At 69.7% G+C, this 18585-nt stretch carries 17 protein-coding genes; 6 read left to right on the plus strand and 11 right to left on the minus strand.

What is annotated here, in order from left to right; translation table 11 throughout:
- The first annotated feature begins 37 nt into the window (after positions 1-37).
- Complete coding sequence (locus OHA25_RS11950) at positions 38-1171, plus strand: hypothetical protein (protein WP_327587629.1); 1134 nt, start codon at positions 38-40, stop codon at positions 1169-1171.
- Here OHA25_RS11950 and OHA25_RS11955 read toward each other — a convergent pair.
- Positions 1168-1608 carry a sterol carrier family protein gene (locus OHA25_RS11955; protein WP_327587630.1) on the minus strand — a complete coding sequence of 147 codons (441 nt, stop codon included), beginning with the start codon at positions 1606-1608 and terminating at the stop codon, positions 1168-1170. The two genes, OHA25_RS11950 and OHA25_RS11955, sit on opposite strands and share 4 nt — an antisense overlap.
- Before the next feature lie 126 nt (positions 1609-1734).
- Between OHA25_RS11955 and OHA25_RS11960 the strand changes: the two genes are divergently transcribed.
- Both OHA25_RS11960 and OHA25_RS11965 read left to right on the plus strand, forming a co-directional pair.
- Positions 1735-3786, plus strand: a complete 2052-nt coding sequence (locus OHA25_RS11960; RefSeq protein WP_327590965.1) for a PhoX family protein — start codon at positions 1735-1737, stop codon at positions 3784-3786.
- Positions 3787-3821: 35 nt separating this feature from the next.
- A complete protein-coding gene (locus tag OHA25_RS11965) occupies positions 3822-5702 on the plus strand; it encodes an ABC transporter ATP-binding protein (protein ID WP_327587631.1) in 1881 nt (626 codons plus the stop codon).
- Here OHA25_RS11965 and OHA25_RS11970 read toward each other — a convergent pair.
- The gene (locus OHA25_RS11970; protein ID WP_327587632.1) at positions 5663-7078 is read right to left on the minus strand and encodes an MFS transporter; all 1416 of its coding nucleotides are present in this window, start codon (positions 7076-7078) and stop codon (positions 5663-5665) included. The genes OHA25_RS11965 and OHA25_RS11970 overlap by 40 nt on opposite strands.
- 73 nt (positions 7079-7151) lie before the next feature.
- Here OHA25_RS11970 and OHA25_RS11975 point away from each other — a divergent pair, with 73 nt between their 5' ends.
- Positions 7152-7790 (plus strand): TetR/AcrR family transcriptional regulator, encoded by a 639-nt coding sequence (locus OHA25_RS11975; RefSeq protein ID WP_305923310.1) that lies wholly within the window; start codon positions 7152-7154, stop codon positions 7788-7790.
- Positions 7791-7800: 10 nt separating this feature from the next.
- Positions 7801-8550, plus strand: a complete 750-nt coding sequence (locus tag OHA25_RS11980) for a methylenetetrahydrofolate reductase (RefSeq protein ID WP_327587633.1) — start codon at positions 7801-7803, stop codon at positions 8548-8550.
- Here the strand turns inward: OHA25_RS11980 and OHA25_RS11985 are convergent.
- The 5 genes from OHA25_RS11985 to OHA25_RS12005 are packed head-to-tail and all read right to left on the minus strand — an operon-like array spanning position 8543 to position 13313.
- Positions 8543-8863, minus strand: coding sequence for a type II toxin-antitoxin system PemK/MazF family toxin (locus OHA25_RS11985; protein ID WP_327587634.1), 321 nt, complete (start codon positions 8861-8863; stop codon positions 8543-8545). The genes OHA25_RS11980 and OHA25_RS11985 overlap by 8 nt on opposite strands.
- Positions 8860-9084 (minus strand): hypothetical protein, encoded by a 225-nt coding sequence (locus tag OHA25_RS11990; RefSeq protein WP_327587635.1) that lies wholly within the window; start codon positions 9082-9084, stop codon positions 8860-8862. The genes OHA25_RS11985 and OHA25_RS11990 overlap by 4 nt, the downstream gene beginning before the upstream one ends.
- A 29-nt stretch (positions 9085-9113) precedes the next feature.
- Positions 9114-10556 carry an MFS transporter gene (locus OHA25_RS11995; protein ID WP_327587636.1) on the minus strand — a complete coding sequence of 481 codons (1443 nt, stop codon included), beginning with the start codon at positions 10554-10556 and terminating at the stop codon, positions 9114-9116.
- A 36-nt stretch (positions 10557-10592) separates the two neighbouring features.
- Complete coding sequence (locus tag OHA25_RS12000) at positions 10593-11255, minus strand: Crp/Fnr family transcriptional regulator (protein WP_327587637.1); 663 nt, start codon at positions 11253-11255, stop codon at positions 10593-10595.
- A gap of 33 nt (positions 11256-11288) precedes the next feature.
- Positions 11289-13313, minus strand: coding sequence for an adenylate/guanylate cyclase domain-containing protein (locus OHA25_RS12005; RefSeq protein WP_327587638.1), 2025 nt, complete (start codon positions 13311-13313; stop codon positions 11289-11291).
- Between the two features lie 257 nt (positions 13314-13570).
- Between OHA25_RS12005 and OHA25_RS12010 the strand changes: the two genes are divergently transcribed.
- Complete coding sequence (locus OHA25_RS12010; protein ID WP_327587639.1) at positions 13571-14020, plus strand: hypothetical protein; 450 nt, start codon at positions 13571-13573, stop codon at positions 14018-14020.
- Positions 14021-14070: 50 nt separating this feature from the next.
- Here the strand turns inward: OHA25_RS12010 and purL are convergent, their stop codons facing one another.
- From purL to purS, 4 genes are all read right to left on the minus strand, one after another.
- Positions 14071-16353 (minus strand): phosphoribosylformylglycinamidine synthase subunit PurL, encoded by a 2283-nt coding sequence (gene purL, locus OHA25_RS12015; protein WP_327587640.1) that lies wholly within the window; start codon positions 16351-16353, stop codon positions 14071-14073.
- Positions 16350-17030 carry a phosphoribosylformylglycinamidine synthase subunit PurQ gene (gene purQ, locus OHA25_RS12020; protein WP_327587641.1) on the minus strand — a complete coding sequence of 227 codons (681 nt, stop codon included), beginning with the start codon at positions 17028-17030 and terminating at the stop codon, positions 16350-16352. Before purQ ends, purL begins: the two co-directional genes overlap by 4 nt.
- A 132-nt stretch (positions 17031-17162) precedes the next feature.
- Positions 17163-17549, minus strand: coding sequence for an ATP-binding protein (locus OHA25_RS12025; RefSeq protein WP_305923309.1), 387 nt, complete (start codon positions 17547-17549; stop codon positions 17163-17165).
- Positions 17550-17770: 221 nt separating this feature from the next.
- Positions 17771-18016 carry a phosphoribosylformylglycinamidine synthase subunit PurS gene (gene purS, locus OHA25_RS12030; RefSeq protein WP_305923173.1) on the minus strand — a complete coding sequence of 82 codons (246 nt, stop codon included), beginning with the start codon at positions 18014-18016 and terminating at the stop codon, positions 17771-17773.
- Between the last annotated feature and the right edge of the window lie 569 nt (positions 18017-18585).

The raw sequence follows: 18585 nt of genomic DNA on the forward strand, positions 1-18585 counted from the left end.
AAGTATCCGGCATGCAAACCCGTCGGGAGACGCAGACGTGACCACATCTGGGGATCCGAACGAGCCGCGCCAGGGGAAGGACCCACGCGAGGACCGTCCGGAAGAGGGTGAGCACGCGCCCGAGTGGTGGCGCGAGGGCGCCGAGGAGAACGAGCGGCCAGGGCAGGAGGAGCGCCCGCCCACGCCCGGGCCCTACGAACCCAGGCCCTATGAGCCCGGGCCCACGGGCGGTGACGAGACCCCGCCCGGATGGTCGGCGGCCGGTCCGCCCGGCGCCGGCCCCACAGGGGGTGTCGTCCCCGAGGAGGAGCCTCCAGGCACTCCCACGCCGGGACCGACGCCGCCGAACGTCCCCGAGGCGGAGCCGGAGCCGCCGGCCCGCGAGGACGAGGAGCCGATCGCGCCGGCGCCGCCCGTGGTGCCGCCGCCTGACGTGCCACCGACGCACGAGCCGCGGCCGGCCGAGCCCACGCATGAGCCGCGGCCGGTCGAGCCCACGCACCCCGACCTGCCCACCGCGCCCGAGACCCCGGAGCCGGCGGGTGGCGACGCCGAGACGACCCAGGCGTACCCGATTCCTGGCGCCACGCCGCGGTATCCCGGCTGGGAGGTCGCACCACAGGAGGAGGAGCCGCCGAGCAGGCCGGCGCCGTCCCGGTACGAGCAGGGGGCCCAGAGCGGCCAGCCGCCTGTCAGCCCGTACGGCCAGTACGCCGCAGGCTCACCGGAGCAGCCGCCCAGCGTCCCCGGCACCACCCCGTCCAGCCCGTATGGTGGCCCGCCGGGTTACGGGCCGCCCCCGCCCGGAGCCCCGTACGGTCACCCAGGCCCTCCCTACCCGCAGCCCGAGCAGCAGGACAGGACCGGCCAGGGCCTGGCCACGGCCGCGCTGGTGCTCGGCGTGGCGAGCCCCTTCCTGGTGTTCGTCTGCTTCACCGGCTTGATCACCGCGATCCTGTCGATCGTCTTCGGGTGCGTGGCACTGGCCAGGCGCGCGGGCAGGGGCCGCGCCATCGCCGGCATCGTGATCAGCGTCCTGTCCCTGGTGCTCTTCTCGATCGTGGCCCTCTGGTTCTGGAACGTGGTCCAGCAATGCGCCTACCTCCCCAGCGATCAGGTCGACCGCTGCTTCCAGGAGAGGTTCCCCTGGATGAGCGGGAGCGGCCGCTAGCGCAGCGGCAGGTGCTCTGACAGATCGGCGCGTGATCCGCTGGCGGAGATCGCGCCTTTCGCCATGGCCTCCTCCCACGTCAGCCGGCCCAGCGCGAGCTCGATCCAGGTCCGCCCGTCGGTCTCGACCACGTTCGGCGGCGTGCCCCGCGTGTGCCGGGGGCCGGCGATGGCCTGGACGGCGGCGTACGGCGGGACGCGGATCTCGACGGTCCTGCCGGGTGCGGCGGCGGCCAGCTTGTCGAGCAGGTAACGCACCGCCTGCCTGGCCGCGTCACGCTCCGGCCGCAACCCCCGGTCGTAGGCGGCCAGCACCGCGGCGACGAGTGCGTCGGGCAGGGCGGACGCGGGCCCGTCGTAGGGAGGCTCGTCGAGGGCGATCAACTGGTCATCGAGGGCTGATTTCAGCCGTTCTGGCTCTATTTTGCGTGCCGGCACCCCACTATTGTCTCCCGGGAAGCGTTCATCGAGACGGAGGTCTTCGTTCACCTACGGTTCCAGCGGTGGCCGTAGCGTCCCCGCCGTACAACCGCGCACTTATCTGGAGGACCTGTGGCGAACCTCATGGGAGGCCGGCGGCTGCTGCCGCTGCTATCCACCCCGCACAAAGGTGGCCGATCTGCGCTGACCTGTCAGTTCCGCTGCGGCAACGCGTGCGCGCACGAGGACGGCAACACCTCTGACAACGCGTACTTCGGCGATGTGGTGAAGGAGGCGCTGTCGCGCCGCGGCGTTCTGCGCGCCGGCGCCCTGGGCGCTCTGGTGGCGGGCGTGGGCGTGGCCGGGGCGGCCCCGGCGCTCGCCGCCGACCCCGAGGCGGCCGCAACCGATCGCGGCTGGTTTGGGAGCGACCTGCGTTTCACCCCTGTGGCGCCGAACAAAGAAGACGTGTTGACCGTCCCGGACGGCTACAGCTCCTCCGTCGTGGTGCGCTGGGGCGACCCGGTGCTGCCCGGCGCGCCGGCCTTCGACTTCGAGAAGCAGACCGCCGAGGCCCAGAACAAGCAGTTCGGCTACAACTGCGACTTCGTGACGCTGTTCCCGATGGGCCGCGACCGCGCGCTGCTCTGGGTGAACCACGAGTACAGCGACGAGACGCTGATGTTCCGCGGTTACACCGGCGGGGCTACCGCGACCGAGGAGCAGATCAAGATCGGGCTGGCCGCGCACGGCGGCTCGATCGTGGAGATCGCCCGCGAGGGCAGCGGTCAGTGGAAGCTGGTCACCAGCGGCCGTCGCCGCTACAACCGGCGCATCACCGCTCAGACCCCCATGAAGTTCAGCGGTCCGGCCGCCGGCAGCGACCTGCTCAAGACGGCCGCCGACCCCCAGGGCCTCAAGCCGATCGGCATGCTCAACAACTGCGCCGGCGGCACCACCCCGTGGGGCACGGTGCTGACCGCCGAGGAGAACTTCGACCAGTACTTCGTCAACGCCGACAAGGTGCCTGCGGAGCAGAAGCAGTACGCCACCCGCTACACGCTCACCAACGGCACCCCGTCGGGCAACCGCAGGTTCGACCGGGTCGAGGAGCGCTTCGACCTGGCCAAGCACCCCCACGAGGCCAACAGGTTCGGCTGGATCGTGGAGATCGACCCGTTCGATCCCGACTCCACGCCGATCAAGCGCACCGCGCTCGGCCGCTTCAAGCACGAGGCCGCGACCACGTCGATCGCCAGGGACGGCCGCCTGGTCGCGTATATGGGTGACGACGCGCGCTTCGAGTACGTCTACAAGTTCGTCTCCAAGGACCGCTACATCCCCGGAAACGAGCGGCACAACCGGACGCTGCTGGACGAGGGCACTCTCTACGTGGCCAAGTTCACCGGCGACAGCCCGGCGTCCGAGATCGACGGCACCGGCAAGCTGCCCGCCGACGGCCTGTTCGACGGCTCCGGCGAGTGGATCCCGCTGGTCTCGGGCAAGAAGTCGTTCGTGGACGGCATGACCGCCGAGCAGGTCCTGGTCTACACCCGCGTGGCCGCCGACAAGGTGGGCGCGACCAAGATGGACCGCCCGGAGGACGTCGAGCGCAACCCGGTCACCGGTGCCATCTACGTGGCGCTGACCAACAACAGCAACCGCACCGCGGCCCAGGTGGACGAGGCCAACCCGCGTCCCTCCAACAAGCACGGCCACGTGCTGGAGATCGTCGAGCAGCACAACGACCAGGCCGCGACGAAGTTCGCCTGGTCGCTGCCGCTGGTCTGCGGAGACCCGAACGACGCCGCGACGTACTTCGCCGGCTTCGACAAGTCGAAGGTCTCGCCGATCTCGTGCCCGGACAACCTGGCGTTCGACCGCGACGGCAACCTGTGGATCTCCACGGACGGCAACGCGCTCGAGGCCAACGACGGCCTGTTCGTGATGCCCGTCCGCGGCAAGGAGCGCGGCTACCTGCGCCAGTTCCTCACGGTCCCCGTCGGCGCCGAGACCTGCGGCCCGATGATCACCCAGGATCAGCGCAGCGTGTTCGTGGCCGTGCAGCACCCGGGCGAGACCGACGACGCCACCCCGGAGCAGCCGAGCAGCCACTGGCCCGACGGAGGCAGCAGCCAGCCGCGCCCCTCGGTCGCCGTGGTCTGGCACAGCAAGGGCAAGAAGATCGGCGCTTGACCTCAACTTAACTTGAGGAAGTAGCGTTCCATGCCATGAGCATGGAAATGACCGCTTGGCACCAGCTGTATTCGATGAACAACCGGCCGGAGCGTCGCCCCCTGTCCAGGGCGACGCTTCGGCGCATCGGCGGCTTCGCCCGCCCGCACCGCCGGAGACTGGCGCTGTTCATGGTGCTCAGCGTGGTGATGGCAGGTCTGGCGGTGGCTTCTCCGCTGCTCGCCGGCCGCGTGGTTGACGCGATCTTCAAGGCGGAGCCGCTGGACGTGGTCGTCGTGGTGGCCCTGGCGATCGCGGGCCTGGCCGTCGCCGAGGCGGCGCTCGGGCTGATCAACAGGTGGTTGTCCGCGGGACTCGGCGAGAGTCTGATCCTGGACCTGCGTACGGCCGTCTTCGACCACGTGCAGCGCATGCCGATCGCGTTCTTCACCAGGACCCGCACCGGCGCGCTGGTGAGCCGGCTCAACAACGACGTGATCGGGGCGCAGCGGGCGTTCACCGACACCCTGTCCGGCGTGGTCGGCAACCTCGTGACGCTCGCGTTGACGCTCACGGCGATGATCAGCATCTCCTGGCAGATCACCCTGCTCGCGCTGCTGCTCCTGCCGATCTTCGTGCTGCCTGCCCGGCGGATGGGCACCAGGATCGCCCGGCTGCGCCGGGAGGCCGCCGACCACAACGCGGCCATGGGCACCCAGATGACCGAGCGGTTCTCCGCGCCGGGCGCGACGCTGGTGAAGTTGTTCGGCCGGCCCGCGCACGAGTCGGCCGAGTTCGCGAGCCGGGCCAGGCGGGTGCGGGACATCGGCGTGCGCTCCGCCATGACCCAGTCGGCCTTCGTCACCGCGCTGACCCTGGTCTCGGCGCTGGCCCTGGCCCTGGTGTACGGGCTCGGCGGCTTCTATGCCCTGCGCGCCCAGCTGGCGCCGGGCGCGCTCGTGGCGATGGCCATGCTGCTCACCCGCCTGTACGCCCCGCTGACCGCGCTGGCCAGCGCCCGCGTGGACATCATGAGCGCGGTCGTCAGCTTCGAGCGGGTCTTCGAGGTGCTCGACCTGAAGCCCCTCATCCAGGAGAAGCCGGACGCCGGGCAGGTGCCTGACGGGCCGGTCGCGGTCGAGTTCGAGGACGTGCGGTTCGCGTACCCGTCGGCCGACAAGGTCTCGCTCGCCTCGCTGGAGGAGGTGGCCGCGCTCGACACGCGTGGCGGCGTCGAGGTGCTGCACGGCGTCTCGTTCCGGGCCGAGCCCGGCCAGATGGTGGCGCTGGTCGGCTCGTCGGGCGCGGGCAAGTCCACGATCGCCCAGCTCCTGCCCCGGCTGTACGACGTCGACTCAGGCGCGGTCCGGCTCGGCGGCGTGGACGTGCGCGACCTGACCTTCGACGCCATCCGCGACACGCTCGGCATGGTCACCCAGGACGGTCACCTGTTCCACGAAACGATCCGGGCCAACCTGCTGCTGGCCCGTCCGGAGGCGACCGAGGACGAGATCTGGGACGCACTCACCAGGGCCAGGCTGGCGACCCTGATCGAGTCGTTGCCCGACGGGCTCGACACCGTGGTCGGCGAGCGCGGTTACCGCCTGTCGGGCGGCGAGCGCCAGCGACTCACGATCGCCCGGCTGCTGCTGGCCAGGCCCAAGGTGGTCATCCTGGACGAGGCCACGGCGGCGCTCGACTCGACCTCGGAGGCGGCCGTGCAGGCGGCGCTCGGCGAGGCGCTCGCGGGCCGGACCGCCGTGGTGATCGCGCACCGGCTCTCCACGATCCGCGCCGCCGATCTCATCCTGGTGATCGAGGACGGCCGCGTGGTGGAGCGCGGCACACACGCCGAGCTGCTCGCCGCCGGCGGCCGCTACGAGGAGCTTTACCGCACTCAGTTCGAGGACCCGACGGTGACGGAGGCCGCCGCCTGAGGCTCTTCCCTTCGGCTGCGGAGCGCGTAGAGCGCGACCGGGATCGCCGCCAGCACCACCACCGCCGCGACCACCAGCGTGAACTGGTAAGCGTCAAGGAAGGCGGCGAGCGGCGCCCGGTCGCTCGCGCTCTGCCTGGAGGTCAGGATCGCCCCCAGCACGGTGATGCCGAGCAGTCCGAACACCTCGCGTGAGACGTTCAGCATGCCCGAGGCGACGCCGGAGCGGTCCTTGGGCATCCCGCTGAGGATGGCGGCGGTCAGCGGCACCAGGAGGCCGCCGCCGAGCCCGTACAGGAGGAACCAGGGTGCCACGTCGGCGTAGTCGGCGTCGGCGCCGACTCCGGAGAGCAGGTAGATGGCCGCGCCCATGAGCGCCATCCCGAGCGCCACCGTCGGGCCGATGCCGAGCCGCGCGCTCACCCGCTGGGACAGGATCGCCATCACGGCCATGACCAGGGCCATCGGCACGAACGACGCGCCCGCCTCAGTCGGGGAGAAGCCGAGCACGTTCTGCAGCCAGAGCGCGCTGAAGAAGTAGATCCCGAACACCCCGAACGACCAGATCCCGCTGGTGAGCAGCCCACCGGTGAACGTCGGGGACCTGAACAGCGACATCACGATCATCGGCTCCGCGGCCCGCGCCTCGGCCAGCACGAACGCGACCGCCGCGGCCGCGAACACGCCGAGCGTGGCCAGGATCTCCGGAGAGGTCCAGCCGGCCCGTTCGCCCTCGATGAGCGCGTACGTCAGCGCGAACAGCGCCAGCGCCGACGTGACCAGCCCCGGCAGGTCGAGGCTGTGACGCACCCGCCGGAGCTCGGTGAACGCGGGCCGGAGCGCCCACAGCGCGATCCCGAACGTCACCAGCCCGATCGGCACGTTGATCAGATAGATCCAGCCCCAGTGCAGGTTCTCAGTGATGAAGCCGCCCGTCACCGGGCCGAGCGCCATGGACAGCGCCCCCGAGGCGCTCCAGATGCCCACGGCCCGGCCGCGCTCGCCGGGATCGGGGAAGATCTGCCCGATCAGCGCCAGCGCGGTCGGCGTGAGCAGCGCCGCCCCCATCCCCTGCACGGCCCGCGCCGCGATGAGCACGCCTCCGCTGGTGGCGAACCCGGCCGCCAGTGAGGCCACCGTGAAGATCGCGAGCCCGCTGAGGAACACCCTTCGGGCCCCGAACACGTCCGCGAGCCGCCCACCGGCCAGCATGAGGCCCGCGAAGACCAGGATGTACGAGCTCACGATCCACTCCAGCCCCGAGATCGTGAGCCCGAGCTCCCGCTGGATGGTGGGCAAGGCGACGTTGCCCACGTTGTTGTCGAGATAGGTCATGAAGGTGCCCAAGGTCACCGCGACCAGCGCCCACCAGCGCATGACAAATGCCTCCTATACGCTGTACTTGTACGGCGTATAGTTGAACTTGTACGGCGTATAGTTGTCAACCGTGATGGGAAAACTGACCGCGCAGGCGATCGCGGAGCACGCCCTGGAGGTCGGCGACGCCGAGGGACTCGACGCCGTGACGATCAGGCGTCTGGCCACGGACCTGGGCGTGACGCCGATGGCCCTCTACTGGCACTACAAGAACAAGGAGCAGCTGCTCGTCGGCATGGCCGACCACCTGATCGCCGGCTTCGCGCCCAAGCCGGCCGACGAGCGCCCGTGGCAGGAGCAGTTGCGTGACCTCATGGTGGGCCTGGTCGGGACGCTGCGCGTGCACCCGTGCGCCAAGCACGTCTTCGAGCAGGTCGACGTGATCGCGGTGCCGAACTTCCTGGCCGTCTGGGACCAGGCGCTCCGGCTGGCCCGCACGGCGGGTTTCAGCGTGGAGGAGAGCTGCCTGATCAGCAAATACCTGCTGCAGAGCGCCATCGCCATCGCCGACGCCCCCGTGCACGTCCGGCCCGGTGAGGAGTACATCGTCCGCGCCAAGCGGGCCGGCCTGCAGTCCTTGCCCCTCGAGAAGTACCCGTACCTGGTGGAGATGGCCGGCCCGCTGATCGACGGAATGGACGCGATGCTGTACGACACGTTCGGCGTCGACCTCGTCCTCAGCGGCATCGAGACGCTGGCGGCCAGGCGCTAGAGTCCTGATCGTGACCTTTGAGCTGATCTGTGAGATCGAACCGCCGACCAAGCCGGATCTGAAGCGCGTCAGGCACCAGATCGGCACGCTCAGCACGATCGCCCACTCGTTCCTCATCCCGGACAACCACATCGGGCGCGCCACCGTCTCGAGCGTCGCTGTGGCCCACGAGGTCGAGGCGATGGGCGGGCGCGGCATCGCCTGCCTCAACTCCCGCGACCGCAACCTGCTCGGCTTCCGCCGCGACCTGCTGACGGCGGCGGCGTACGGGGTGGATCAGTTTCTCTTCGTCTACGGTGACAAGCCGACGAGTGGCAACCGGACCAGCGACCTGACAGTCCGCTCCATGATCGAGGAAGCCAGGGAATTCTCGCCGGGGTTCCGGCTCGGGGCGGCCGCCGCGCTGCGCCCGATCCCGGCGTGGAAGCGTACGGCCGACTTCCTGTTCTCCCAGGTCAGCTTCTCGCTTGAGGCGCAGTTGCGCTGGCGCGAAGCCCAGCCGGTGGACGTGCCGGTCTACGCCGGCGTCATGGTCCTGGCCAGTGAACGCCACGCCCACACCCTCGCCGCGGCGATCCCGGACATCGCCATCCCCGACGACCTGGTCGCACGCGTGGCCGCGGACCGCATGGCGGGGGTGGGGGCCGCCTGCGAGCAGGTGCTCGCGCTGCGCGACTCCGGTGCCTTCGCCGGTGTCCACCTCGTCCCGGTCGCCCGCTACCGCGACGTGGAGTCCAGGCTGGCCGCCGCCCTCAAATGAGGCCGAGCTTCAGCATCAGGGCTCGGTCGAGATCTGCGATCTCGTGGGCTTCGAGCGCGCACTTGAAATCGCCGAGCCTCGATGGTGACACGGAGTAGATCTGATCCGTGAGCACGCGTGACTTCGCCCCGTTGAACTCGATCTCGGGCCGGTAGACCGCAGGCCCGGCGCTCGTGGATGTCATTGCTATCGTGATGGTGCTGGTGGAGAAGCTATCCGATTGAATGATCACCGCATAGCGGCGTCCCTGTTGCTCGTGGTCGCGAGTCCCTGGAAGCGCTTTGATCTCGTAGATCGCGCCTCGGAATATCACTCCGCTACGCCCATGAAGCGCTGGATGGCCAGCATCTCGGCCTGATCGTCAGGATCATTCCGCAACCGATCCGCGTCCGCGGCGGCCTGCTCTAGCAGCATCTCCTTGTATGTGCGAAGGATGGCGTAGCGAACAGCCTCGGACCGACTTCGCGTCTCTCCCGCAAGTGCGCGCAGAGCCGTTTCCATGGCCTCATCGGTGCGTACGTTGAGAGTGCCCATGCAAAGAGTGTAACACGTTTTGTAATACACTAGCGGTGGCGAGGCCGGGCCAGGGCGGCCATCAGCGCGCCTGCCAGGGCGACCGTGAACAACACCGCGTACGCGTGCTGAAACCCCTCCATCAGCTGCCCCACCGCCACCGGCGACAGCTCCGACAGCGTGCCCGCGTACACCTGAGCCCGCAGGTCAGGCCCCACGCTGCTGGTCAGGACGCTGAGCGACAGGCCCACGCTGAGTACGATCCCGATGTTCATGACCATGACGCGGAAGCCGTTCACCACGCCCAGGCTGTCCTGCGGCAGCGCCCTCATCACCTGAGTCGTGTTGCCGGTGAGGAACGTCCCGCTGCCGCACCCGGCCACGAACAAGCCGATCCCGATCACCCAGTACGGCGTGCGCGGGTCCGCCGTGAGCATCAGCGTGCCGAGCCCCGCGGCGCTCAGCGCCGCCCCGCCGATGGACAGCGCGTACGGCGACACCTTCCTGCCCAGCATCCCCACGATGGGCGAGGCCAGCCCGATGCCCACGGGCACCGGCAACACGCTCAGCCCCGCCTCGAAGGCGTCCAGCCCTCTCGCCGCCTGGAAGTACAGCGCCACCACCAGGATCAGCGCCGAGCGTGCCAGCGCGTTGCAGAAGGAGGCCAGGTTCGCGTACGCCAGCAGCCGCCCCCCGAACAACCGCAGATCCAGCACCGGATTGGTGGATCGCCGCTCGGCCAGCACGATCAGCGGCAGCAGCAGCGCGAACACCGCCGCCCCGGTCAGCACCACAGGGCTGCCCACCCCGCCCGAGCCCGCCTCCGACAGCGCCAGCAGCAGCGCCGACAGCGCCGCGAACACCAGCACGTTGCCCAGCGCGTCCACCGGCTGCCGCGGCCGCCTGGGCATCTTGCGTAAGATCGCCGCGCCCCAGCCGAGCGCGATCAGCCCGGCCGGCACGTTCACCCAGAAGATCCACTGCCAGCCCGCGGTCTCCGCGATCAGCCCGCCGAGCGTGGGCCCGGCCAGCTGCGCCACCGACAACGTGCCAATGTAGACGCCCATCCCCTGGCTGAGCCGCTCCGGCGGAAAGGCGTCGGTGATGATCACGGTGCCGTTCGCGAGGATCATTGCCGCGCCGATCGCCTGCAGCACCCGCATCGCGACCAGGAACCAGACGTCCGGCGAGAGCCCGGCCAGCAGCGAGGCCACGGTGAACAGCGCGAACCCGCCCAGATACACCTCGCGCCGGCCCAGCAGGTCGGCCACCCGGCCGAAGAACACCAGGCTGGCCGTGTTGACCAGCAGGAACGCCAGGAGGATCCACCCGGACTCCAGCGCGCTGGCGTGGAAGTGCCGCACCACTGTGGGCAACGCGACGTTGAGCGTGCTGCCGGCGATGCCGATGAGGATCAGCCCCAGGCTGGTGACCGAGCACACCCGCCAGGCGTAACGAAGGCGGCTGTCTTCTTCGGGGGTGACGGCGACCATGGCCTCCACTATGACGTACGACGTACGTCCGCCGGGTTACCGGGCGCGCTTGCGTAGCCCGTCGAGGTCGTGGATCACCACGCGCCGCCGGCCGGTCTCGATCAGGCCGCGGTCGCGCAGGGTGCGCAGCGCCTTGCTGACGGCCTCTCGTGACGCGCCCGTCCATCCCGCCAGCTCGTCCTGCGACAGCGGCAGCGCGACGCGTAGACCGCTGTTGGTCTTCTCGCCGTAGCGTTCGGCGAGCTCGATCAGCCGGGTCGCCACCCGCCCCGTGGTGTCGAACGCGCCGTATTCGATCCGCTTGCGGTCCGAGTCCCGCAGCCGCCCGGTGACGAGCTGCATGAGCAGCACCGCGATCCGCCCGTGAGCCTCCAGGAACGCCGGGAAGTCGCGCACCACGATGCCGGTGATCGGCTCCAGCGCGGTCACCGTGGCCGAGCGCGGGGAGCCGTCGATGGCGGACATGTCGCCGAGCAGCCCGCCGGGGCCGCGTACGGCGAGGACGACCTCGGTCCCGCTGCTCGTGTGCGAGGAGACCTTCACCCGGCCTTCGAGCAGCACGAGCACCCAGTCGGACGTGTCGCCCTCGCTCATCACCGCCGTGCCGCGGTCCCAGCGCCGGATGCGACCGGCCGCGCGGAAGGCTTGTGCTTCCTCGTCGGTCAGCATGGACAGGAACTCACCGGGCTCTGGATTCATGCGCCCGATTATGTCGATATGTGGTCCGCTGTTCTATGGCAATTCTGTGAGAACGTACGCGGCCACGAGCTCCTCCTTGCCCTTGAGGCTGAGCCGCCCCAGCGGGTTCACCTTCGCGCCGCGACCCAGTTGCTTGAGCGTCGTGTCTCCGATGACCACGGTGCCCGGCTCGGCGATGCCCTCGAGCCTGGCGGCCACGTTCACGCAGTCACCCATCGCGTTGAAGCCGCGCAGCTCGGGGCTGCCGATGTTGCCGACCAGGGCCGGCCCCGTGTTGACGCCGATCCGGAACGTCGGCCACGGGACGTCGTCCGCGCGCTTCCACGCCATCTCCTCGGCCACCTCGGCCGCGGCCCGCTGCATCTCCAGCGCGGCCTTGCAGGCGGCCCTGGCGTGCCCGGGCTGCGTGGCGGGGGCGTTGAACAACGCCAGCATCGCGTCGCCGACGAACTGCACGACCGTGCCGCCGTTGTTGAGGATGCAGGGGACGGCGGCCGTGTGGTAGCGGTTGAGCATCTCGACGATCTCGCCGGGCGTGACCTGCTCCGAGAACGTCGTGAAGCCCTTGAGGTCGGCGAAGAGCGCGGTCAGCTCCTTCAGCTCGCCGCCGAGCGCCGCCTGCCCGGGGTCGGCGAGCAGGGCATGCGCCACGTCGGGCGACATGTACTGGTGGAACAGCGTGTGCAGCTCCCCGTAGAGCCGGGCGTTCTCCAGGGAGATCGACAACTGTCCGGCCAGCGTGGCGGCCAGCGCCTCGTCCTGGCGCGTGCGGCCGACGGGCACCTCCAGCACGCCCGCCAGCTTGCCCTTGACGGTCAGGGGGAAGGCCATCAGGTGGTCGCGCCTGATCGGGTCGCTGCCGGCGAACCGGTAGGCACGGGACCCGATCTCCGTCTTGCCGTCCGCGACAAGGGCGATCTTGACGTCGCCGTACGCCTGCCGCACCCGCTCCAGTGACGCGGCCAGCAGCTCCTGCTCGCCCAGGCCGACCTTGGTCTGGGCGCTCACGTCCACCAGCGCGGCCAGGCGCTCGGACAGCTCGCGCTCGTTGGCCAGCGCCTCACCGGCCCGGTCGAGCACCGCGGCCTGGCCCTCGTTGAGCCGGAACTTGCCCGACAGCCGGGTCGCGGCCAGCGGCTCGCCCCTGCGTACGTGCTCGACCAGCTCCTCAAGCGCCCGGTCGTAGTCCTGCTGGATACGCCGCACGGTCGCCGCCAGCGTCACCGAGTCGAACAGGCCCGCGCTCGACCCCTCCCGCCTGAACTGCAGGTAGGCGCTGTAGGCCACGAAGACGAAGGCCATGGTCAGCAGCAGGTGCCACTCCCACCAGGACAGCCTCCAGTTGAGCTGCGACATCCCGGCGATCATGGCCTCGGCCAGCAGCGCGTACGCCGTGATCAAGCTGATCAGCATGGCCGACGGGCGGCGCCGGTGAATGAGGAACATCATCACGCTCGCCGCGCCGTACAGGAGCACACCAGGAACGGACGCCCAGGCGAACCAGGGAAGCGGCTCCTTGGGGGGCGCCTCACTGAGCGGTGTCAGCCCGGGGATGAGCGACGCCAACCCCCAGACGATCATGAAGCCGAAGAGCACCGCGCGGATGAAGTGCTGGGACCCCAGCACCCGCTTGGCCGGCTGCTCGCCCAGCGGCAGAGCCGAGGCGAAGGCGAACACGGCCGCGATCGAGAGCCCGACCTGCTGACCCAGGTCGAACCCGAGCGAGCCGGTCGGCAGGATGATCTGCGGCGTGGCCAGGCCGTGCATGAAGAAGAACCCGGCGCTGCTCAGGAAGACCATGGACACCAGGAACAGCCTGGCGTCCTGGCGCCGTCGGGACGCCTCGCTGATCATCACGCCGAGCACCACGTTGATCCCGGCCACCGTGATGATCATCCAGAAGTGGCTGGGATTGTGGTGCCACTCGATGTTGATCGTCGGCTGGGCCAGCAGCAGCCAGAGGCCCAGCAGCGGCATGGCGAGGTGTATCCCCCAGACCACGCCACGGACTGGTTGTGTGGCCGGAGGCAGGTAAGCGGAGGGATCGGCGGTTGACACAGACCGATTATGCATCCGAGATCGCCATTGCCAACGCGTCGTTTTACTCACCCAGGTTCGAGACAATCGGTCAAACCATCTGTAACGGAATGCATCGTGACAGATACGTTATGTAGTTCCTGTCACCCACGCTCACCCTCGCCACTGTCGGCGCGCTCGCCGCCTCGCTCCTCGCCGTCGGTGGCGTCGCCACCGCATCGTCGGCGGCCGGTGAAGTGCACGCGTGCGTGCACAAGAAGTCCCGCTACGCCCGGATCGTGAACCCGTTGACGAAGTGCAGGAAGACGGAGGAGCGGGTCCTGATCGGCGGCGGCAGCCAGGGCACCACGACTATCCAGCAGGGGAAGCGCGGCCCCGAGGGCCCGCAGGGCCCCAAGGGCGACCCCGGCAGCGGCGCCACCTACACGACCTACACCAAGACCGCGTCTCTGGGCTCGCTCGGCCCCGCGACGGCGTCCTGCCACTTCGGCGGCGTGGCGACCGGCGGCGGCTTCTCCTTCGCCGTGCTCAAGAACGCCGTCGTCATGGGCAGCGCGCCGAGCGGCAACGGCACGGGCTGGACGGTCAGCGTGGCCAAGGACGACAACGGCATCGGCAACAACTCCAGCACGCAGGACGCCGACCAGAAGACCTCCGGCGTCAGCGGCGGCAACCACGGCACTTCCGTCAGCGGCACCGTCTACGTGGTCTGCATGAAGAAGCAGTAACGCGAAGGGGCCGGCGCGGGAACCCCGCACCGGCCCCTTCCGGGAAACCGTCAGCCGAACAACGCGGGAAGCGCCGCGGTGTGCGTTTCCCGCAGCTCCTCCACCGCCACCTCGAACTCGCCCTCGACCACGAGCGCCGAGCCCCCGGTGTGCCCCAGCCCGTAACACGGCACATCGTGCCGCCCGCACAGCGACGCGAACTCGTCATAGGTCTCCGGCCGCACCACGACCAGCGCCCGCCCCGCCGACTCGCTGAACAGGCAGGTGAAGGCGTCGCCGGGCAGCGCCACGGTCGCCCCGACGCCGCGCGCCAGGCACGACTCGGCCAGCGCCACGGCCAGCCCGCCGTCCGACAGGTCGTGCGAGCCTTCGAGCAGCCCCCGCTTGGCGGCCTCCACCAGCACGGTGGCGAGCGCCTGCTCCGCCGCCAGGTCAGCGTGCGGCGGCAGCCCGCCGAGGTGGCGGTGCGCGACGTGCGCCCACTCCGAGCCGCCGAACTCCTCGCGCGTGTCCCCGAGCAGCACGACCCGCAGCCCGTCCGCGACGAACCCGGACGGCACCCGCTTGGCCACGTCCTCGATGACCCCGAGCACGCCCACGACCGGCGTCGGGTTGATGGCCGTCGCACCCGTCTGGTTGTAGAAGGACACGTTGCCGCCGGTGACCGGCACGCCCAGCGTCCTGCACGCGTCCGCCAGGCCGCGCACGGCCTCGGCGAACTGCCACATGACCTCGGGGTCCTCGGGGGAGCCGAAGTTGAGGCAGTTGGTGACGGCCAGCGGCTTGGCGCCGGTCACGGCCACATTCCGGTACGCCTCGGCCAGCGCGAGCTGCGCCCCCGCATACGGGTCGAGCTTGGCGTAACGGCCGTTGCCGTCCGTCGCCAGGGCGATGCCCCGGGTGGTCGGCTCCGCGCCGGCCATGACCTCGGAGATCCGCACCATGCCCGCGTCCGCCGGCTGGGCCAGCACGGTGTTGGAGCGCACGTAGCGGTCGTACTGGGAGGTCACCCACTCCTTGGAGGCCAGGTTGGGCGAGCCGAGCAGCTGCAGCAGCGTGGCCCGCAGGTCGGCGGGCCGCTCCAGGCGGTCAGGGGTGTCGGCGTTGAGCGCGGCCTGGCCGACCGGCTCATGGTAGGGGCGCTCGTAGACGGGCCCCTCGTCGGCGGCGGTGCCCGGCGGGATGTCCACGATGATCTCGTCGTCCCAGGTCATCACCAGACGCCCGGTGTCGGTGACCTCGCCGATGACGGTGGCCGGCACGTCCCACTTCTCGCAGATCGCCATGAACGCCGGGATGTCGTCGGGCCGGACCACGGCCATCATGCGCTCCTGCGACTCGCTCATGAGGATCTCCTCAGGCCGGAGCGAGGGGTCGCGCAGCGGGACCAGGTTGAGGTCGACCTGCATGCCGCCGGTGCCCTTGGCGGCCAGCTCGGTCGTGGCGCAGGAGACGCCGGCCGCGCCGAGGTCCTGGATGCCGACGACCACGTCGGCCGCGTAGAGCTCCAGGCAGCACTCGATCAGCAGCTTCTCCATGAACGGGTCGCCCACCTGCACGGCGGGCCGCTTGGCCTGCGACTCGTCCTCGAACGTCGCCGACGCCAGCACCGAGGCCCCGCCGATGCCGTCGGGGCCGGTGGACGCGCCGAACAACACGACCTTGTTGCCGGGCCCGGGCGCGGTGGCCAGCTTGATCTGGTCCTTGCGCAGCAGGCCCACGCACAGGGCGTTGACCAGCGGGTTGCCGATGTAGCAAGGGTCGAAGACGACCTCGCCGCCGATGTTGGGCAGGCCCAGGCAGTTGCCGTAGTGGCTGATGCCCTCGACCACGCCGGGCAGCACCCGGCGTGTGTCCACGGCGTCCGCGCCGCCGAAGCGCAGCGAGTCCATGACCGCGATCGGGCGCGCGCCCATCGACATGATGTCGCGGACGATGCCGCCGACGCCGGTGGCGGCGCCCTGGTGCGGCTCGACGTAGGAGGGGTGGTTGTGCGACTCGATCTTGAACGTGGCCGCCCAGCCGTCGCCGATGTCCACCACGCCGGCGTTCTCACCCATGCCCACGAGCAGTGCCTCGGACTTGGGCGCCTTGGTGGCGAACTGCTTGAGATGCACCTTCGACGACTTGTACGAGCAGTGCTCCGACCACATGACGCTGTAGATCGCCAGCTCGGAGCCGGTGGGACGGCGACCCAGGATCTCCTTGACCCGGTTGTACTCGTCCTGCTTCATCCCCAGCTCGGCGAAGGGCATCGGCTCGTCGGGCGTCTCAGCCGCCCGCTTCACATTGTCGGTGGCGTGCTTATTTGGTCGCTCGCTCCGCTCGCTCATGCGTTCACCAGCTTCTTGAGGATGGAGGTGAAGAAGCCCTGGCCATCGGTGCTCGGCGCGCCGACCAGCTCCTCGACCGCGTGCTCGGGGTGCGGCATGAGCCCGACGACGTTGCCCGCCTCGTTGCGGATGCCCGCGATGTCGTTGAGCGAGCCGTTGGGGTTGCCGAGGTAACGCACGACCACCTGGTCATTCGCCTCCAGCGCGGCCAGCGTCTCGTCGGAGGCCACGTAACGGCCCTCGCCGTGCTTGATCGGCAGCACGATCTCCTGGCCGGGGGCGAACGAGTTGGTCCACGCGGTCGCCGTCTGCTCGATCCTGAGCTTCTGGTCGCGGCACACGTAGTGGAGCGAGGCGTTACGGGTCAGCGCGCCGGGCAGCAGGTGCGCCTCGCACAGGATCTGGAACCCGTTGCACGTGCCGAGCACGGGCAGCCCCGCCTTGGCGGCCGGGATCAGCTCGGCCATGAGCGGCGCGAACCGCGAGATGGCGCCGCAGCGCAGGTAGTCGCCGTAGGAGAAGCCGCCGGGCAGGAACACGGCGTCCACTCCCTTCAGGTCGTGGTCGGCGTGCCACAGCGGAACCGCCTCGGCGCCCACGAGGCGCACGGCTCTGGCGGCGTCCTGGTCGTCGAGAGTTCCTGGAAACGTGACTACGCCCACACGGACAGCGCTCATGACAGTCGTCCCCTCCGAGGAATGCGCGCGCACGCGCCACCGTCTCTTCGGGGCGGACGGCGGCGGTCTACTCAGGTTATCGGGTGCCGCCGCGTGGTCCGCATCGGCTGGTGCGTCACGCGGACGCGCAGCTCAGACGGCTGCCAGCTGCCGCGGACGGGCGTCGGCCTCGTCGTCCCAGTCGAGCAGCTTACGCAGGTGGACCGTGGTGCCACGGCCGGGCGTGATGCCGAAGGAGATCTCGTCGACCACGGAACGCATGATCAGCAGGCCGCGGCCGTTCTCGGTGTCAGGAGGGGGGAAGTGCGGCGGGATCGACGGCACCCCGTTGCCGTTGTCCGCCACCCGCACGTCGCACTGGCCGGAGCCGATCGACGCCGTCACCTCGTAGCGGTTGGCGGGTCCCCCGTGCCGCACCGCATTGGAGCACGCCTCGGACACGGCGAGCAGCATGTCGGCGATGCACGTCTCACTCACGTTGAGTGAACGCATGGCATCACCAAGCACTCGCCTGACCATCGGTATGCCGATCGCATCCCGAGGCAGTGCCAACGAGAACTCAATATCCACCGGACTCCTCCGGGCGCCAGAATGTCACCTGGAGTAGGTTTCCCTGTGAAATCGGGGCTAACCGCAAAATCACGCTGTTGTTATTTACTGTTGGCATGCCCGTGGCATTGTGGCACGCCCGAACCCGGCTTTAAGCCCCCAAGGGGAAACCGGGGCGGCATATCTTCCTTCTACCCCTCGACCCGCACGCTGTAGTCCTCGATCACCGTGTTGGCCAGCAGCGTCTCGGCCATCTTGCGCACCTCGGCGAGCGCCGCCTCGTCGGCCGGGCCCTCGAGCTCGACCTCGAAACGCTTGCCTTGCCGAACGGCTGAGACGCCGGAGAAGCCGAGCCTGGGCAGCGCTCGTGCGATCGCCTGGCCCTGCGGGTCGAGGATCTCGGGCTTCAGCATGACGTCAACGATGACGCGTGCCACTGCGTTCCTCCTACATACGGGTGGAGTTGGGAAAGCCGGCGTCTTCGGATCTCTGTGTTTTACATCACTAACGCGAACATCGGCGTAGCCTCGTCGCCTGCCGGCCGAGGCTGGGCAGCGATCCGGTGGAAGCCGATGCCACGTCCGTCCGGCGAGCCGGGCGGACCGTGGTTGAGAGCCGCGTTGTCGGGGCCTGACGTCGCATTCCTGGATGGAGTGCGGCTCTTGGGCCACCGCCCCGCCGGACGCTGTCCCGCTGGTGCGGACACCACTGGGGGCGGGGGCCGGGCGTCAGTCGGACACCCGGCAACAGTCCATACCCTACCGGTGGCGTGTGGTTGCGGGCGCAAGGGGAACGGCTAGGGCATGGGGCTTGCGCGGTGGGCTGTGATGTCTGCCACTATGGCCCCAAACAGGCACGAACCACCACCACCTGGTTCGTGCTTCAGGAATGCCGGAAGGTGGCGACCCCATCGGCACCGGCCCCGAGATCATCAGGAGTGGCGCATGACCGAGCTTGTCGAGGTCATCAATAAGCGCAGCACAGCTGTCATGAGGGCGACGGAGTC

This window comes from Nonomuraea sp. NBC_00507 (assembly GCF_036013525.1).
Taxonomy (GTDB): domain Bacteria; phylum Actinomycetota; class Actinomycetes; order Streptosporangiales; family Streptosporangiaceae; genus Nonomuraea.

Excerpts from the sequence above, each read along its gene's own strand:
- OHA25_RS11960 (WP_327590965.1), top strand. The coding sequence starts at position 1,735 with ATGGGAGGCCGGCGGCTGCTGCCGCTGCTATCCACCCCGCACAAAGGT.
- OHA25_RS11965 (WP_327587631.1), top strand. The coding sequence starts at position 3,822 with ATGAGCATGGAAATGACCGCTTGGCACCAGCTGTATTCGATGAACAAC.
- OHA25_RS11970 (WP_327587632.1), bottom strand. The coding sequence starts at position 7,078 with ATGCGCTGGTGGGCGCTGGTCGCGGTGACCTTGGGCACCTTCATGACC.
- OHA25_RS11975 (WP_305923310.1), top strand. The coding sequence starts at position 7,152 with ATGGGAAAACTGACCGCGCAGGCGATCGCGGAGCACGCCCTGGAGGTC.
- OHA25_RS11990 (WP_327587635.1), bottom strand. The coding sequence starts at position 9,084 with ATGGGCACTCTCAACGTACGCACCGATGAGGCCATGGAAACGGCTCTG.
- OHA25_RS11995 (WP_327587636.1), bottom strand. The coding sequence starts at position 10,556 with ATGGTCGCCGTCACCCCCGAAGAAGACAGCCGCCTTCGTTACGCCTGG.
- OHA25_RS12000 (WP_327587637.1), bottom strand. The coding sequence starts at position 11,255 with ATGAATCCAGAGCCCGGTGAGTTCCTGTCCATGCTGACCGACGAGGAA.
- purL (WP_327587640.1), bottom strand. The coding sequence starts at position 16,353 with ATGAGCGAGCGGAGCGAGCGACCAAATAAGCACGCCACCGACAATGTG.
- purQ (WP_327587641.1), bottom strand. The coding sequence starts at position 17,030 with ATGAGCGCTGTCCGTGTGGGCGTAGTCACGTTTCCAGGAACTCTCGAC.
- OHA25_RS12025 (WP_305923309.1), bottom strand. The coding sequence starts at position 17,549 with ATGGTCAGGCGAGTGCTTGGTGATGCCATGCGTTCACTCAACGTGAGT.